The sequence below is a fragment of the Anabaena sp. FACHB-1391 genome (assembly GCF_014696755.1).
Classification (GTDB): domain Bacteria; phylum Cyanobacteriota; class Cyanobacteriia; order Cyanobacteriales; family Nostocaceae; genus Dolichospermum; species Dolichospermum planctonicum.
This window is the reverse complement of sequence record NZ_JACJQS010000044.1, coordinates 23,311-40,591: the sequence shown is the minus strand read 5'-3', so window position 1 is coordinate 40,591 and position 17,281 is coordinate 23,311. Positions and strand designations below refer to the sequence as shown.

Genomic DNA, 17,281 nt, shown 5'->3' with positions numbered 1-17,281 from the left:
GAAGCCAAAGTTAAAACAACAGTTTCATCGCTTTCTGGAGTGCTATCACCTGTGGGGTCAATAGTCAGAGTGGCTGTACTCGCACCCGCAGCAAAGGTGATGGTTTTTCCTGTTCCTGGTGTTGCACCTGTATAGTCGCTACTATCTGCTGTACCCGTAACGCCATAGTTAACGGTTAAGGCGTTGGTTGTTGCTTCTGTACGGGTGAAGGTGTAAATTAGGTTGGTAGTTCCGTTTTCTAATACGCTACTGGGTGATACTGCTAGGGTAATGCTGGGTGAAACAACATTATTAATTCCCAAATTTGTAGCCGCAACATTGATTAAGGAATCAGGATTAGTTATGGGCAAATCTTGGGTGATTTCCCAGAAGAACGCACCACCGAGTCCTTGTTGTTTGACATAATCAGTTTTCCCCAAAATTGATTGGTTATTTTCATAGGTGCTAAACACCCCTGTTTGAGAACTATAAATGTAGGGAACTTTGGCGCTATTATCCCAGAACGATTGATAGCCATTTGTCCCCAATAGATTATAAAGCTCCCTATATGTGCGCTCAGAGCTACCAGTACCCTGCTGGAACAGCCCATTGTTGCTACCAGCGTTAACTCCAGTCCAGGTGCGCCCATAAAGTGGAATGCCCAAGACAATATCTGTAGCTGGAACTCCAGCACTGAGATAATGTTGAATCGCCCAATTAGTATTTACTTTAGCCGCGTTGTAGGTAGTGTCATTTGTGCTTTTATACAAAGCTGACTGATGATTTGTTGTGTTCTCCCAAGGTCCGTGGTAGTCATAAGACATGACATTAATAAAGTCTACATAATCGGAAGTTGCTCTCAAATCTTGTGGGCTGAAATCGTAAGGGTTGCCCCCATAATCAGATGCAGACAACTGGTAAGGAGAACCAGAAAGGGCTGTAGTGAGAAGATATTGCTTGCCATCATTTTGAGAGGCTTGATTGATTTGTGTCCGCAATTGTGCCAGCAATTGAATGTAATTATTATCCTCGTTTGCTTGAGGATAGTCCCAGTCAATATCTAAGCCATCAAATCCATTAGTCTTCATTAGTTGGATAGCAGACTGAGCAAAGTTTGCCCTAGACTGCACCGTAGCAGCAGCAGAGGAGAAATCATTCTCTGTTGCACCGCCAATGGAAAGCATGATTTTCAGGTTGGGATTTTGAGCTTTAATTTGTTGAAGTTTAGCGATGTCACCTGTTCCTGTTCCATCTTGAGGTAGTTGAACCGTACCAGTTGAAGTGACATCAGCAAATGAGTAGAACAAATGTGTAAGTTTATTAAACGGAGTATCTACAGGTGTATTGGAATTAAGATTCCAAGAGCCTATATATCCACCCACGATATAATTGGGTAAAACAGAATTATACGCCTCCATTGCCTGAATTTGCAAAGCCAGAGGCGCTTCAATTAATCCAGTCGCATATTCTAACAGCCAATCTCCACCCAATGCAGCACTACCAGTCCAGTCATCAGATGCAGCTACATCTGCCCCGGTCAATTGACTAATTTGCTGGACAAAAGCTTTACCAATAACCCCCCCAGCCACGTCACAACCATACAGCAGAATGTCTCCTGTGGTAGTGAGAGATTGACCCCACTGCTGTAATTGTGAACTATAGCTATTGAGGTTTGCTGAGTTTAACTGAGTTGAAGCAAGGGATAAACTACTCTCTCCACCGTGAGAAATAATTTGAACACTATCAATGTCTGTCAGTGCTGCTAATTTATCGGTAATTTGCCTAATACCATCCCGTGTTTGGTCAAGAATAAACACCAGTGAGCCAGGTTCGACACCATTAACTAGATTCTGCCAGTCTGTAACATTGGGATCAATGAAAACGACGTTTTTGGTAGATTTTGCCACAATTGTAATCCTGTATTAATTAAAAAGTTGTTTTTTTTACTTTACCAACCCCGCACTGACTCCAGTATCTATCTTGAGATAGGTTTTCATGTCGCATTCGTCATTAGACGATATCATATCACCTATAGTGTCTACAATTTTCTCGTTTCCTCTGTATGAAAAAAAATTTTTAGAAGGCTTTGCTTTTTTTTTCAAATGGAGGCAGAGCCTCCTAATGGCATTCCCAGTCTGAGACTGGGAACGAGATAATAGAGATAATATTTAGTACACAAAAACCGGAACTCTTTTATAAGCAGGTGTACCACTTTGAGGATCAATTGCTGCTGTCAATAAAACGTTAGCTTCAGGATAAAACATAAAGGCTACACCTTCACGAATTGCACCACAAATAATTTCAATATTCTCTAGTTCTCCTCCACTTCCTTTAACTGTAACTCGTTGATGTTCTTGAAATCCTGCTTTTTTAATATCCAAACTATTCATTAAAATACAATGACGATGGGGCATATTGCGATATTTATCTGCACTGCGATAAACTACGGTATTATGTTGTCCATAACCGCGTCCTGTTCCCAATATTAAGACAATTCCTGGTTGATTTTCCTCCACACCAAAAGCTGATTTATCAGGTAAATTTAATTGTGGTAAAGGTGTGACAAACATCCGGGCTTTACCATCAAAAGTGGGAAATTTAGGTTGATCAAAAATCCGTCCTGCAATGGTAAATTCTGCCTGAGTTTGATCAATTTGACCTATTTTTTCGTAACCAGGAATAGTTTTAGCAATTAATTCTCTAACATAAACCGTATCTTGCAATTTACGCCAATTAATCGGATGTTCATCATGTAAACGATGGGCTATTTCTGTAATTAATTCTACTTCAGAAATCAAATCAGAATTATCTGGTTGTAAATGACTTTTACCTGCATCATTTAACCTGACAAAATTATTACCTGATTCCGTTGTTGTCCGGTGGGGGTTTTCAAAGCGATTGAAAACAGGTAAGATTAAAGTTTGCTGTTTTGCTAATCCGTGAAAATGTCCTAAATTCGGTTTGGTCGCTACATAAAAAATGGTTTCTATTTGTGATAAAGCCCGTTTTGCTTGTGATAAGTCTGGGTTAGCTGCATACAAATTTCCCCCTAAACAAAAGAGGGTATTGATCTTTCCTAATTCTGCGGCTGCTATTAAATCACGGGTATGATAACCTGGAGTTTCATTCAGGGGTTTTCCTAACAGCTGAGATAGTGCTTGTTTGATTTCTTCTCGCAAATTGACGGTGACACCCATTGAACCAAATCCTTGGACGTTAGAATGTCCTCTAATGGGCATTGTTCCTGCGCCAATTTTACCAGCATTACCTGTAATTAAAGCCGTATTTGCTATACTCAAAACATTATTTACACCGTTAGTTTGTTGAGTGATTCCCATAGCCCAAGCAAATACTACTCGCTCAGATTTACCAATTATATAGGCTGTGGCGGTAATTTCTTCTTGAGATAATCCGCAGGTTTTGGTGATATCATCCCAAGATATATTATGGGCATAATCTAAGATTTGTTGCCAGTTTTGAGTGGAGGATTTGAGATATTCTATTTTAATTAAATTTTGGGCAATTAGGGATTTTTGTAACCCTAGAAATAAGGCTACATCACTACCAGGAATGGGTTGCAAATACAAAGAAGATATATCAGAACCACCGGTAAGTAAGGATTTGATCGGAAAAGCAGGAGAAGCAAATTTGACTAAACCGATTTCAATTTGGGGATTAATAATAATCACTTTACCACCCCTGTCCCGTAATTTGATTAATTCGTTCATTAATCGGGGATGATTTGCGGGTGCATTAGAACCAATTAAAACCACACAATCACTATGTTGTAAGCCTTCTAAACTTACCATTGATGTTCCTGAACCGAAAACTTTTTTTAAGCCGACGGTTGAGGGAGCGTGACATAAATCCGAACAATCTGCTAGATTATTACTACCTAGCGATCGCATTAACAATTGTAATAAATAAGCGGCTTCATTAGATGAACGTCCAGAACTATAACTAGCTATAGTTGCTGGTGTTAAACTAAAGGCTGGTTTTGCGATTTGATAAACTTCTTCCCAACTAATACGTTGATAATGGGATGATCCTGATTTAAGAATGAGAGGATAACTAAGTCTACCTAAGTTATCACATTCTTGAGAAGTTAATTTTTGTAATTCACTGATATTATATTTTTGGAAAAAATCTGGTTTAATTCCTGGTTGCAATTCCGCAGCAATAGCTTCTACACTTTTAGCACAACGTTGTAAATATTCTCCTGCTTCATTGACAAATCCTCCTTGTTGTCCACCCGTACCCCAAGCACAGGATAAACAAGCGCTTTTATGATTGAGAGTTTGCCATAATTGTAAACCTTGGGGTGAGAGAGTTTTTTCTACCCAATATTGGATTACGGGTAAACCGCCCCCTGCATGGGAATTAGATTTATTTTCTGGTAAATTGTCCATAAATAGGAGTTGTATATCTTATTTATAAAGCTTTAATGAATTCTTCTGGACTAAAAGATTCTTCATCGTCTTCAGAAATTAAATAAATGTCCAATTGTTTTAAAGGTTTCCATTCTTGATACAGCAAGTAGCTTTGAGTGAAGTACACCTTGTGCGGGCAAGATGCCCGCACCACAAGAGTTTTATTATTAATATCTGTACTTCATAATATCGGGAACTGCTGTAACTAATGAGAGTAGCGATCGCTTTTCCAGCTTTTTCAATAACAATTGATGTTTCTCCTTGGGTAAGACTATCCAAAAAATCACTCAAATGTTCTTGTATTTCAACAGCAAGTAGCTTTGAGTGAAGTACACCTTGTGCGGGCAAGACTTGTACTGAGATTGGTCGAAGTATGCCCGCACCACAAGAGTTTTATTATTAATATCTGTACTTCATAATATCGGGAACTGCTGTAACTAATGAGAGTAGCGATCGCTTTTCCAGCTTTTTCAATAACAAATAACAATTGATGTTTCTCCTTGGGTAAGACTATCCAAAAAATCACTCAAATGTTCTTGTATTTCAGTAGCATTTACTTGATTCATGATCATTTCACTATGATGATATTGATGATTTTAACTGCATCTGAATAAATAGGGAATAGGGATTAGCAATTAGCAATTAAGATCTGACAATTACCAATTACCAATCACCTGTTATCAATCAACTATTCAGCAGTTTTATTAGCTGCACGATTAGCACGAGCTTCTGCTGAATTCATGACTTCTGCAAAATTTTCCACAAGTTCACCAGGGAAATTTTCCAAAACTCTGGTAGAAATAGCAATTCGACCTTTACCCTGGTCTAAATCAATAATTACAGCTTTAATGGGTTGACCAATTTGAAAGACCTTTTCTAAAGATTCAATAAATTTTTGGCTGACTTGTTTAATGTGGAGTAAAGCACTGACACCATTTAAATCTACAAATACACCAAAAGGTTTGATGCCGGTAATTTTTCCCTCTACTAATTGACCTAATTCTAATAAACTGAAGTTACTAGAACGAGCCGCTAAACGTTGAGAAAGAACCAGTTTCTTAGTTTCACGATTAATTTCTAAAAAGCCGACGGTGAGACTTTGGCCTTTGAGTGCTTCTAGATTATCACGTTCAGATATGTGCGATCGCGGAATAAACCCCCGCACACCCAAAAGATCAACCGTAACACCGCCTTTATTAATACCTGTTACCCGCACTTGGACGGTTTGGGAATTTTCTTGCATTTCTAACAGTCTGTCCCAGATCTGACGCATTTCCAATTGCTTACGGGAAATAGTAACTTGACCTTCAGCATCCTGATCCCGAATAATTAAAAACTCTAGTTCCTCATTCATCGGTAATACTTCCGACAAATCAGTTACTGCTCTCAAAGAAGCCTCATCTTGGGGAAGAAACGCAGACGATTTTCCACCAATATCAACATAAGCTCCATCATGGTCAATTTGGAAGACTTTACCACGAACAATTTGCCCTTTTTGAAATTGGTAATCGTGCTTTTCTAGTGCTTTAGCAAAATCGTCCATTGAAAAAGACGAATTGGCTGTTTGAGAAAGTTTGGATTCGGAATTCATGACTTTGAAGATAAATTGTTATTTGTTAGTTGTCAGTGGTCACTGGTCAATTGTCAGTTGTCAATTGTCAGTTGGCTAAAAAGTTCTTGGACTTGTTGCCAAGCATTCGCCGCAGCTTTAGAATTATAACTGGCACGATGGTCACAAAAAAATCCGTGATCAGCCCCATTGTAGCGAAAAACACGATGGGGAATTTTGTATTTTTCCAGTTCTGCTTCAATTTCGTCCACTTGTTCTAGGGGAATACTCCCATCTTGGTTCCCAAAAAAGGCGTAGATAGTTCCTTTAATCTCTGATGTCCGGGTAATAGTGGGATTTCCACCTCCAGGAGTGCGATTAGTAATCCCCGCACCGTAAAAGGATGCAGTAGCCTTAATATCTGGTAAAGTAGCAGCTAGATAGGCGACGTGACCACCAAAACAAAAGCCAATACAACCAAATCCCTCTTTTTTGACTTGGGGTAAAGTTTTTAAGTAGTTAATAGCTGCTTGAATATCGCTTAAAATTTCTGATGCTGTGGTCTGTAACCAAGCGTATTTTCGGCCTATTTCCACGTCTTCGGGAGTATAACCAGTTTCAAATCCAGGTGCTTGACGTTGAAACAGTGCCGGGGCGATGGCTACATAACCCAGTTTAGCAATTCGTTCTGTTACATCCCGAATATGCACGTTAACACCAAAAATCTCCTGTAAAACAATAATTCCCGGATAAGAACCAGGGGAAGTTGGTTTTGCTAAATAAGCATCTATTTGGAAATTGTCCGCGGAAATTTGAATTGTTGAAGTATTTATTGCTGGCTCTGTCATAATTAAGTTGGCAGTAAGGGAAAAGACAAGAGATAATAGGCCACAGACAAGAACTTAAATAGCTCTTTAATTGATTTTGACTCTTAACTCCCGACTCCTGTATAGTTCCTTGGTAATATTTATCAGAGTAAATTAACCCATTAATCATATATTTAATAGGTAACTGATGGCAATTAATATAAGTTTTAGGCAGAGGAATTGGTCATGATTCAGTTCCGTATTCAACCAGACAGTGAAATTCCCGCATCTAACCAACTATTTAATCAAATCCGATTTGCGATCGCCTCCGGGCAATATTCACCCGGATACAAATTACCCAGTACCAGGGCTTTAGCAATGCAAACCGGGTTACACCGCAATACCATTAGCAAAGTTTACCGCCAATTGGAGGTAGAAGGATTTGTGGAAAGTCTTGCAGGTTCAGGAATCTATATTCGTACCCAAGGTCATGAAGGTGGAAATAGATCACAGTCCCCCATTCTCAAACAACATCCAACCAGTTATAAAGTAGTTCAACAAGCCCTAGACGAGTTACTCACCCAAGGCTGTTCTCTCAATCTAGCACGGGAACTATTTTTAGCAGAAGTTGACTGGCGTTTGCGTTGTAGCGCGAGAGTATTAGTAGTAACTCCATCTCAAGATATTGGGGCTGGGGAATTAATGGTTGATGAATTAGAGGAATCCCTGCAAATTCCCGTCCAGCTAGTACCAATGGAACAACTAATGGCGGTATTAGACCAAACAGCCTCGGCCACATTAGTCACCAGTCGTTATTTTATCGGAGAAGTGGAAGCGATCGCTGCCCTCAAAGCCGTTCGTGTTATCCCCCTAGATATTCACGACTACGGAAAAGAACTAACTGTAGTTAAAGGCTTACCCAAATCCAGTTGTATCGGTATAATTAGCCTCAGTTCTGGTATTCTCAGAGCTACAGAAGTCATTCTCCACGGTTTACGAGGTGAAGAATTATTAGTAATGACTTCCCAGCCTAAGGATGATTATAAACTACACGCCATTGTCAAACGCTCAGAAATCATCTTTTGTACCGATCAAGTCAGCTACTCCACAGCCCAAGCAACCTTACAAACCTTCCTAGAAGACCTCATTCGTCCACCTAAACTCATTCGCTGTGAAAACTATATCGGTACACAGTCAATTAATTTACTAAAACGCGAACTGGGACTAATTTAACTAATTTAACAGCAGTCACTTATCACGGAGATAAAATATCCCCACAACTGGTTAATAACTTGACAAATATTGCCATAGCCACTACCAACTGCGGGGAAGTCAAGAGCCTTAACCCTATTCCCTATTTACTGTTCCCAATTCCGGGCTATAATACAGGCCTTTGATTAAGACATGGCTTGAATGATGTAATCAAAGTAGGGTGCGGTCTCTGAAGCGTCTTCTGCATTTAGTAAATCCAAGGACGCTTGTTTGAGAGAATTAATCGCCTCTACCATTCCTGGAACAGGAACGCCTAGAGAATTGTACATTTCTCGTACACCAATCAAACCAATTTTTTCAATGGGTTCTTTGTCACCAGCAAGTACACCGTAGGTAATTAGGCGTAAGTACCAGCCAAAATCCCGAATACACAAAGCCCGTTGTTTTTCACCGTAAGCATTACCACCAGGGGCGATAAAATCAGGGCGTTTTTGCCAAAGTTTTTTGGTGGCTTCTTGAACAATTTTTTTCTCGTTTTCTGAAAGGGTGGCAGCGATTCTTGTGCGCTTTACACCAGTTTCCAAAAATGCTTTGATGTTTTTGAGTTCACCACTGCTGGGATAACGCAGTTCGTCGTCAGCTTGGAGAATAACTTGGCTAATTACAGTCATGATGATCTAAATAACCCGAAATATTTATATTTGCTAGTTTACCGACTTAGAGGAACATTCGTGAAGTGTGTGGGAAGATAGACATAAATCTATTCACAATTCTACATTAAGGAACTCTCCCTTCCCTATTCCCTAACAACTCACTAATGACTAATATAATGTGGCGACAAGGTGAAATTATCGAACTGGAAATTACTGATTTAAACGACACTGGTGACGGTGTGGGACGCTTTGAACAGCGTGTGGTTTTTGTTCCTGATACTGTACCAGGCGATCGCCTACTTGTCAAGTTACTCAATGTTAAGCCAAAATATGCTTATGGTCAGGTGCAGGAATTATTGCAAGCCTCGCCTCAACGGGTGCGACCAAGCTGTATTGTCGCTGATAAATGTGGTGGTTGTCAATGGCAACATATTAAATATGATTACCAGTTAATAGCCAAACAAAATCAAGTAATTCAAGCTTTAGAAAGAATTGGCGGTTTTGTTAACATACCTGTAAATCCAGTATTAGTAGCTGCTACATCCTTGGGTTATCGCAACAAAGTTACCTATCCTCTTGGTATTGCTGCTACAGGTCATGTCCAAGCTGGATATTATCACAAAGGTACACATAAATTAATAAACTTAAATCAATGCCCAGTGCAAGATCCACGGTTAAATCCTTTATTAGCTGAAGTAAAATTAGATATTGAAAAGCAGGGTTGGTCAATTTATGACGAAACCAGACACAAAGGATTAATTCGCCATTTAGGTTTACGCATTGGCCGTCGCACAGGAGAAATGCTGCTAACTTTGGTCGTCAAAGATAGGAATTTACCAGGAATTGAAAACCAAGCACAGCAATGGTTACAGCGTTATCCCCAATTAGTGGGCGTGTCATTAAATCGTAATAGCGATCGCACAAATGCTATATTTGGACTAGAAACCCGTTGTTTAGCTGGAGTTCCTTACCTACGAGAAAAATTCGCCGGACTGGATTTTCAAATTCGCCCAGATACCTTCTTCCAAGTGTACACAGAAACAGCCGAAGCACTATTAGAGGTAATTCAGTCAGAACTAAATTTACAAGGTCATGAAGTCCTAGTAGATGCCTATTGTGGCATAGGGACCTTAACTTTGCCCCTGGCTAAACAAGCAAAGCATATCATCGGTTTAGAATTACAATCAACAGCAGTAAAACAGGCAATTGTCAATGCTCAAGAAAATAGAATTAATAATGTCACATTCCAAGTAGGTGCGGTGGAAAAGATTCTCCAGAATTTAGAGATCATACCGGATGTCGTCTTACTTGATCCACCACGGAAAGGATGTGAAGATAACGTTATCAAAACATTAAGAAACCTGAAACCTTCTCGAATTGTTTACGTCAGTTGTAAAGTATCTACCTTAGCCCGTGACCTCAAATTACTTTGCGAAAATGGACTGTATAGACTCACAAGGGTGCAACCTGCCGACTTTTTCCCCCAAACTGCCCATGTAGAGGCAGCCGCTTTTCTGGCACTATCGGACAATGACCAGAGTAGTTAATTTTTCACAAAAAATAAAAATCAGAAATTTGTAGTCTAGTGGATACTCATAATGCTAGAATGAAACTACATAGAAATAGAAACTCATTTTGTTTTAAAGAAATCGAGGCTGCATAAAATGTTAAGAAAGGAATAAGATTGTGTTAAATACAAACCAGCAGTTAATGAGATTGTTTTTCTCCTCCTGTTCAAAAATAGCAGTTTTTATTTATCTGCTAAATCAACAGATTAACTTGAGAAAATTGTAAATAAGCAATATGAATTCTCGTCTTAATTTACCAGCCAAGAGCATTTTTATAAATTTAGTTTTACAGACGTAAGTTTACAGGCAACATGATCACCTAATTCTGATCAGAATGCCTGAAACAGCTTTCCTGATGTCTAGCTAACTAAAAGCTACGGGGTTTCTCTTGTGATTACCATTTCTCTTCGTCCAGTCGGGCGTTACTGGGGGACAATTAGTTTTGCTTCCACCCTTTATCTTTGTCCAATCCTAGATTTATTGTTGACAGATATTCCGGCAAAATTGCAATCAGAACTGCGACTAGGACTCCAAGAAGCCCTAGTAAATGCCGCTAAACATGGGAATAATCTTGATCCCGCTAAATTAGTAGTAGTCCGTTTCTCATTAGTAGATAATCAATATTGGTGGATTATCTCAGATCAGGGTAGCGGTTTCACTCCCTCCATTACAGGTGATAGTGATCCCAATGACTATTTACCACCTGAGGAAGCAGAAAGTGGACGCGGTATGTCCTTGCTGCATCAGATTTTTGATCAAGTAGAATGGAATCGCAAAGGTACAGAACTCAGGCTTTGTAAGCAGGTAGAAAGCCGTCGTTTATTATCTTTGGGAAGGTGAAGGGTGAGGTTAATTCCTTTATTACTGGGGCAACCACAGGGGGTTTGCCCTTACCCCATTGGGCAACCACAGGGGGTTTGCCCTTACTTTGTTTTGTGTCCGTGGGTGGGGCAAGGAGGGGCGGAAATTGATTTGTCTAGCCAGCCTACAGCCTGTTCTAGTCTGGCTTGCGCCTCTTGGGGTTCATTTTTGACTAAAAAGACTATGGCGGCGGCAACCTGTTCACTAGCGCGGGCATTGCGGTTAGATTTGAGACGATGCCAATCCTCTGGAGTGATCCTTAACCTTTCCATGAGTGCTTGTGCCAGTTCTAAAGTGCTAATTTCATTTAGTTGACTAGTTTGCAACATAAGACTAAGTGCTAAGTTAAGAGTAAAATTTATGATTTAATCATCATAGCTAATTACGAATCGCTAATGACTAATTTAGAGGAAAATCCCCACTTAGATTTTGCACAGGAATGAGAGGAAGTGGAAACTTGAGTAAGATTCTTGAAGGCACAATGGCAACAATAATTAAAGAATTTAAAGCAAAATAGCAAACAGACCCCATAAATTAAGACAGAGTTAACCTGCATTCAAAAACAGTGGGAAACCTTGGAAATCAACTGAGAAAGCCGGTTGTTTTCTTGGGATACCCTAAAAAGACCTTTTTGGCAAGCTATCCGTTTTGGCGGTTTGGGCGTTATTATAGGTTGGTTACTAAAATCTTGGGTTGGATGATGGAATTTTAGATTTTGGATTTTGGATTTTGGATTTTATTTAAACCAAGTCCAATGATATCAAATCGGAAATTTTATGATTCGGTTTATCCGATTTTCAGTCTCTATTTTGCTATAATTGGTATTATATAGTCAAAAAAAACAGTTGGAGAAAATGCTAAATCGTCGTATTGCAGAAATATTAAGAAGTGGTAAACCAGAAGAAACTTTGGTAGTCCAAGGTTGGGTAAGAACAAAACGCGAGTTAAAAGGATTTGCGTTCTTAGAAGTTAATGATGGTTCATCCTTGGGTAATTTGCAAGTTGTGATTAATCAAGATTTACCAGATTATCAAGGAATCTTAAAACAAATCAATACGGGTGCTTCTATAGAAGTATCAGGAGTGATAGTAGCTTCCCAAGGTAAAGGACAAAGAATAGAATTAAAAGCGGATACGGTGAAAATATACGGAGACGCTGATCCTGATACCTATCCTCTGCAAAAGAAACGTCATTCCTTTGAGTTTCTAAGAACCATAGCCCATTTGCGCGGTAGAACTAACTCCTTTGGTGCGGTATTTCGGGTAAGAAATGCTTGCGCGACTGCTATTCACCAATTTTTTCACGAACGGGGTTTTTTATGGGTACATACTCCCATTATTACTGCTAGTGACTGCGAAGGGGCTGGAGAATTATTTACTGTTACTAATTTTAATTTAAAGAATGTTCCCCGCAGAGAAAATCAAGAAATTGATTATAGTCAAGACTTCTTTAGTAAACCTGCATATTTAACAGTTAGTGGACAGTTAGAAGCCGAAATTATGGCTATGGCTTTTACTAATGTCTATACTTTTGGTCCTACATTCCGGGCGGAAAATTCTAATACTTCTCGTCATTTAGCCGAATTTTGGATGGTTGAACCAGAAATGGCGTTTTGTGATTTAGAGGGTGATATGGATTTGGCTGAGGAGTTTCTGAAATACATTTTTAAATATGTAATGGAAACTTGTCCAGAAGACATGGAATTTTTTAATGAACGCATTGATAAAACTGTTTTAGAAACTGCTAATAATATTATTAACAATCAATTTGAACGGTTGACTTATACAGAAGCAGTTAAACTTTTAGAAAAAGCTGATGTTAAATTTGATTATCCTGTGAGTTGGGGTGCTGATTTACAATCAGAACATGAACGCTATTTAGCCGAACAACTGTTTAAAAAGCCAGTCATTGTGACAGATTATCCGGCACAAATCAAAGCTTTTTATATGCGGTTAAGTGATGATGAAAAAACCGTCCGCGCTATGGATATTCTCGCACCAAAAATAGGGGAAATTATTGGTGGTTCCCAACGGGAAGAACGGTTAGATGTTTTAGAAAAACGGGTTTTAGCACAAGGTATGAACCCGGAAGATTTGTGGTGGTATTTAGATTTGCGTCGTTATGGGACTGTTCCTCATGCTGGTTTCGGTTTGGGGTTTGAAAGGTTGGTACAATTTATGACGGGTATGGGGAATATTCGGGATGTTATTCCGTTCCCTCGCACACCAGAAAACGCGGAGTTTTAATGATTTTAGAGACGTTGTAAATCACGTCTCTTTAACCGAAGCCTTTGTTATACTAAAAGTAGGTAAACTGTTCCTATGAAAATGTTATGCCATCACCTAAGATTATTGAAATTGAACAAATATTACAAACTTACTCCATTGAAGATAAACAATGGTTATTACAGCAGTTAATTCAACAACTGGGATTAAATAATCAAGAAAAACCACCCGGAGATTATAAACAACAAGCAAAAGAGATTATTGCAGAAACTATCAGCGAAGTTTTAGCTTTATCCAATGACTGTGAAGAGGAAGTTTGGCAAAAATTTTATGCCGCTAGTGGAAGAATATCGGCAAAATTAAATGAATCGGATTTCTGATAATGTCTTTTCAAAAATTTGATTCACCAATACCTTTAGTAATTGTAGATACATCTGTTTTCATCTCGGCTTTATTGAGTAAAAACCCAAATAGTGCGCCTTGTCAAATTATTATATTCTGGCGAGAAGGTAAATTTAATCTAGTAATTTCTCCACAAATATTAGAGGAATTAGTTGAAAAATTATTAGCAAAAAATATTGATAAAACTGATATCAAAGATATTTTGACAGCCATTTTTTACACAGCAATTAAAATCCAAGGTACTTATGAAGCAACAATCTTGGATAATATTGATCCTAATGATAATATGTTTTTGGCCGCAGCTTATGAAGTTAGTGCTGATTATTTAGTTTCTCTTGATAAGAAACATATTTTGCCGTTAAAATACTATCACGGAACACAAATTTTATCACCGGATTTATTTATCAGGATATTAGATAAATAAAATCAGTTTTAGTGAGGCTGAAACAATATTAGTATCTAGTACAGTAAGTAGCTTTGAGTGAGGTACACCTTATGCGGGCAAGATGCCCGCACCACAAGAGTTTTATGATTAATATCTGTACTTGATAATATCGGAAACTGCTGTAAATAACTGATTTACAGCAGATTTTATCTTCATGAGGTAGGCTTTTAGCGGGCAAGATGCCCGCACCACAAGAGTTTTATGATTAATATCTGTACTTGATAATATCGGAAACTGCTGTAAATAACTGATTTACAGCAGATTTTATCTTCATGAGGTAGGCTTTTAGCGGGCAAGATGCCCGCACCACAAGAGTTTTATGATTAATATCTGTACTTGATAATATCGGAAACTGCTGTAAATAACTGATTTACAGCAGATTTTATCTTCATGAGGTAGGCTTTTAGCGGGCAAGATGCCCGCACCACAAGAGTTTTATGATTAATATCTGTACTTGATAATATCGGAAACTGCTGTAAATAACTGATTTAAGCACCACGTTTTACAGATTCATCAAAAATTCGCAAAAAAAACAGCCGCCTCCTTACGGAAGCGGCTATTTATTTAAAGGTAGGAAAAGATTCTAGTAGTCGTAATCTCCACCACCCATACCAGCGCCAGCAGCGGGAGCGCCATCTTTAGGTTCTGGCTTGTCAACAACAATACATTCGGTTGTTAACACCATACCAGCGATAGAAGCGGCATTTTGCAGAGCAGAACGAGTTACTTTGGCTGGGTCAACAATACCAGCGGCCAACATATCTACAAATTCGTTGGTAGAAGCATTGAAACCAATGTTGAAGTCCTTCTCTTTGACTCTTTCTGCAATTACAGCGCCGTTTTGACCGGCGTTTTCTGCAATTCTCTTCAGAGGTGCAGGTAAAGCGCGAGCGACGATTAAAGCACCAGTTAACTCTTCATCTTTGAGGTGACTGTGGGCCCAAGTTTCTAACTGAGGAGCGAGGTGAGCCAAGGTTGTACCACCACCGGGAACAATACCTTCTTCTACAGCGGCCTTGGTAGCGTTGATAGCGTCTTCCAAGCGTAGCTTCTTGTCCTTCATTTCGGTTTCGGTAGCTGCACCAACTTTAACTACAGCTACACCACCGGACAATTTAGCCAAACGCTCTTGGAGTTTTTCTTTGTCGTAGGAAGATTCGGTTTCTTCCATTTGACGACGGATTTGTTCGCAACGGGCTTTGACACCAGCTTCATTACCTTCAGCCACAATGGTGGTGCTGTCTTTGGTGATGGTGATGCGACGAGCTTTACCTAAGCTTTCTATCTTGGTGGTATCTAGTTTCAAACCAGCGTCTTCGGTAATCATTTGACCACCGGTTAAGACAGCGATATCTTCTAGCATAGCCTTACGGCGATCGCCAAAACCAGGAGCTTTCACAGCAGCAACGTTAAGAACACCGCGTAAACGGTTAACTACCAAAGTTGCTAAGGCTTCTTTTTCGATGTCTTCAGCGATAATTACCAAAGGACGGCCGGAACGAGCTACTTGTTCGAGGACGGGAACTAAATCTTGGACTAAAGCAATTTTCTTGTCGGTTAACAAGATGAAAGGCTCATCAAAAACGGTTTCCATGCGCTCTGCATCGGTAGCGAAGTAAGGGGAAATATAACCCTTATCAAAGCGCATCCCTTCGGTGATTTCCAATTCGGTGGTCATAGACTTCCCTTCTTCTAGGGAAATTACGCCTTCTTTACCCACTTTGTCCATAGCTTGAGCAATCATGCTACCGACTTCTTCATCGTTACCAGCGGAAATTGCTGCAACTTGAGCGATCGCTTTAGAATCTTCTACAGGGCGGGCGTGTTCAGCAATTTTTTCGACTAAAAACGCAGATGCTTTATCAATACCGCGCTTTAATAAAATCGCATTAGCACCAGCAGCAACGTTCCGCAGACCTTCTTTAACGATAGCGTGAGCCAAAACGGTAGCTGTGGTTGTACCATCACCCGCAGCGTCGTTGGTTTTAGAAGCAGCTTGACGAATCAGAGCCACGCCAGTATTTTCGATGTGGTCTTCTAATTCAATTTCCTTAGCGATGGTGACACCATCATTAACGATTTGTGGTGCGCCGAATTTCTTTTCTAGAACGACGTTACGACCTTTAGGACCGAGGGTAACAGCTACAGCTTCAGCCAGAATATCAATACCACGCTCTAGAGCGCGACGGGCGTTTTCGTTGTAAATAATGCGCTTTGCCATAATAAATCTAAATCCCGATAGTAAATTGAATTTGTCTTGAAATTGGTGAATGGTAAAGAGATAATGGGGAAAACTCTTGACCTATCACCCATCCCTAACTAGCTAACGACTGCTAGAATGTCTTTTTCAGAAAGGAGTACATATTCTTCAGTACCCAGTTTGATATCAGTGCCAGCGTACTTGGAGTACAACACTTTATCGCCAATGTTGATGTCCATTGGTTGACGGCTACCGTCGTCATTACGCTTGCCAGGTCCAACAGCGGCGATTTCGCCTACTTGGGGTTTTTCCTGGGCATTATCGGGCAAATACAAACCGCCTGCGGTTTTTTCTTGGGGGGCGCTCACTTTGATGAAAACGCGATCGCCCAGGGGTTTAACGGTGGAAACGCTTAGAGATACAGCTGCCATACAAAATTTCTTGCTTTCTTAGCACTCTCGACTCATGAGTGCTAATTTAGCGAAAGATGGGACATAATAGCAATGCTGGCTCATGTACGGGTTTCCGAACTCAGGACAGGGTGGCGGTACTTAAGTGCAAATATCCAATTATTTTAGTTGTCAGGGTTTGTTGCGTAAGTAATGAATATTTTGATATGGACAAATTTATTTGCAAACTTGGGAAATTGTTATAGAACTGTAATCAGGGATCTACTCAATGAGTAACAGCACAGTGATCCACAAACAGCCATCTCGTCCCCAAAACTACTAGGGACTAGAGACCAGGGAGCAGGGAACAGGGAGCAGGGAACAGGGAATAATTGCCAATTACCCATGACCCATTCACACAAAAACTCTAGACTTTGTGTAACCACAAACAGATAAATGCTCAATTCTGTTACAAATCCGCTAGTCTAGAACTTGGGAATGTTGTTAACCAGGATTGGGGAAGCGATAACCCCATCAGTTATCAGACAGCCGTTCCATAAGC

General features: G+C 39.7%; 15 protein-coding genes and 1 pseudogene. 7 read left to right on the top strand and 9 right to left on the bottom strand.

Going from position 1 to position 17,281, the window contains the following annotated elements:
• The 5 genes from H6F62_RS17685 to H6F62_RS17665 all read right to left on the bottom strand — a co-directional run.
• A partial coding sequence (locus H6F62_RS17685; protein ID WP_190372597.1) for a glycosyl hydrolase family 18 protein occupies window positions 1-1,886 on the bottom strand: 1,886 nt, incomplete at its 3' end.
• Between the two features lie 261 nt (window positions 1,887-2,147).
• Window positions 2,148-4,388 (bottom strand): FdhF/YdeP family oxidoreductase, encoded by a 2,241-nt coding sequence (locus H6F62_RS17680; protein ID WP_190372596.1) that lies wholly within the window; start codon window positions 4,386-4,388, stop codon window positions 2,148-2,150.
• A 99-nt stretch (window positions 4,389-4,487) separates the two neighbouring features.
• On the bottom strand, window positions 4,488-4,757 hold the full coding sequence (locus tag H6F62_RS17675; protein ID WP_190372595.1) for a type II toxin-antitoxin system Phd/YefM family antitoxin: 270 nt from the start codon (window positions 4,755-4,757) through the stop codon (window positions 4,488-4,490).
• Window positions 4,758-5,097: 340 nt separating this feature from the next.
• Entirely contained in the window at window positions 5,098-6,000 is a 903-nt protein-coding gene (locus H6F62_RS17670; protein WP_137909106.1) for a S1 RNA-binding domain-containing protein, read from the bottom strand.
• 53 nt (window positions 6,001-6,053) lie between these two features.
• A complete protein-coding gene (locus H6F62_RS17665; RefSeq protein ID WP_137909105.1) occupies window positions 6,054-6,806 on the bottom strand; it encodes a dienelactone hydrolase family protein in 753 nt (250 codons plus the stop codon).
• Window positions 6,807-7,010: 204 nt separating this feature from the next.
• Between H6F62_RS17665 and H6F62_RS17660 the strand changes: the two genes are divergently transcribed.
• The gene (locus tag H6F62_RS17660) at window positions 7,011-7,997 is read left to right on the top strand and encodes a GntR family transcriptional regulator (protein WP_137909104.1); all 987 of its coding nucleotides are present in this window, start codon (window positions 7,011-7,013) and stop codon (window positions 7,995-7,997) included.
• 164 nt (window positions 7,998-8,161) lie between these two features.
• Here H6F62_RS17660 and apcD read toward each other — a convergent pair whose 3' ends face one another.
• On the bottom strand, window positions 8,162-8,647 hold the full coding sequence (gene apcD / locus H6F62_RS17655; RefSeq protein ID WP_137909103.1) for an allophycocyanin subunit alpha-B: 486 nt from the start codon (window positions 8,645-8,647) through the stop codon (window positions 8,162-8,164).
• A gap of 146 nt (window positions 8,648-8,793) precedes the next feature.
• Between apcD and rlmD the strand changes: the two genes are divergently transcribed.
• Together rlmD and H6F62_RS17645 are read left to right on the top strand one after the other, a co-directional pair.
• Window positions 8,794-10,176 carry a 23S rRNA (uracil(1939)-C(5))-methyltransferase RlmD gene (rlmD, locus tag H6F62_RS17650; RefSeq protein ID WP_137909102.1) on the top strand — a complete coding sequence of 461 codons (1,383 nt, stop codon included), beginning with the start codon at window positions 8,794-8,796 and terminating at the stop codon, window positions 10,174-10,176.
• 411 nt (window positions 10,177-10,587) lie between these two features.
• Window positions 10,588-11,037, top strand: a complete 450-nt coding sequence (locus H6F62_RS17645; RefSeq protein WP_137909101.1) for an anti-sigma regulatory factor — start codon at window positions 10,588-10,590, stop codon at window positions 11,035-11,037.
• Between the two features lie 83 nt (window positions 11,038-11,120).
• Here the strand turns inward: H6F62_RS17645 and H6F62_RS17640 are convergent, their stop codons facing one another.
• A complete protein-coding gene (locus H6F62_RS17640) occupies window positions 11,121-11,387 on the bottom strand; it encodes a DUF6439 family protein (protein WP_137909100.1) in 267 nt (88 codons plus the stop codon).
• A gap of 120 nt (window positions 11,388-11,507) precedes the next feature.
• Between H6F62_RS17640 and H6F62_RS21085 the strand changes: the two are divergent.
• The 4 genes and pseudogenes from H6F62_RS21085 to H6F62_RS17625 all read left to right on the top strand — a co-directional run bounded on the left by H6F62_RS21085 (window position 11,508) and on the right by H6F62_RS17625 (window position 14,109).
• Window positions 11,508-11,759 (top strand): annotated as a pseudogene (locus tag H6F62_RS21085) (hypothetical protein).
• A 153-nt stretch (window positions 11,760-11,912) separates the two neighbouring features.
• On the top strand, window positions 11,913-13,304 hold the full coding sequence (asnS, locus tag H6F62_RS17635) for an asparagine--tRNA ligase (RefSeq protein ID WP_137909099.1): 1,392 nt from the start codon (window positions 11,913-11,915) through the stop codon (window positions 13,302-13,304).
• An 86-nt stretch (window positions 13,305-13,390) separates the two neighbouring features.
• Complete coding sequence (locus tag H6F62_RS17630; RefSeq protein ID WP_137909098.1) at window positions 13,391-13,663, top strand: hypothetical protein; 273 nt, start codon at window positions 13,391-13,393, stop codon at window positions 13,661-13,663.
• Window positions 13,664-13,665: 2 nt separating this feature from the next.
• Complete coding sequence (locus H6F62_RS17625; protein ID WP_137909097.1) at window positions 13,666-14,109, top strand: putative toxin-antitoxin system toxin component, PIN family; 444 nt, start codon at window positions 13,666-13,668, stop codon at window positions 14,107-14,109.
• Between the two features lie 604 nt (window positions 14,110-14,713).
• Here the strand turns inward: H6F62_RS17625 and groL are convergent.
• On the bottom strand, window positions 14,714-16,351 hold the full coding sequence (gene groL / locus H6F62_RS17620; protein WP_137909227.1) for a chaperonin GroEL: 1,638 nt from the start codon (window positions 16,349-16,351) through the stop codon (window positions 14,714-14,716).
• Window positions 16,352-16,449: 98 nt separating this feature from the next.
• Window positions 16,450-16,761, bottom strand: a complete 312-nt coding sequence (groES, locus tag H6F62_RS17615; RefSeq protein ID WP_028082734.1) for a co-chaperone GroES — start codon at window positions 16,759-16,761, stop codon at window positions 16,450-16,452.
• Window positions 16,762-17,281: the final 520 nt, after the last annotated feature.